Raw genomic sequence first — 231 nt, 5'->3', positions numbered from 1 at the left:
TTCCGGTCAAGCTCGCCAAGAATGCCGGCATCCCGGTGGTTAACGTTGACCGCAACGCGGAGGGGGCCCCGGGCGACACATTCCTCGCAACGGATTCCGTCGCCTCTGCCAAGGCCGTCTGCGACTATATCCTGAAGGAAGCCGGCGGCAAGGGGAAGATGGTCATCATTCATGGCCAGAAGGGCACGACCCCGGAAGTCGATCGCTCGAAGGGCTGCGGTGAATCTCTTA

General features: G+C 61.5%; 1 protein-coding gene. It reads left to right on the top strand.

The genetic code is table 11. The annotated features are described in order from the left end of the window. The coding region (locus EOD29_RS35425; RefSeq protein ID WP_164764127.1) for a substrate-binding domain-containing protein at window positions 1-231 on the top strand (231 nt) is incomplete at both ends.

Source organism: Mesorhizobium sp. M1A.T.Ca.IN.004.03.1.1, from assembly GCF_003997555.1.
In the GTDB taxonomy this organism is placed as follows: Bacteria; Pseudomonadota; Alphaproteobacteria; order Rhizobiales; family Rhizobiaceae; genus Mesorhizobium.
This window is presented reverse-complemented; position numbering and strand designations above follow the sequence as displayed.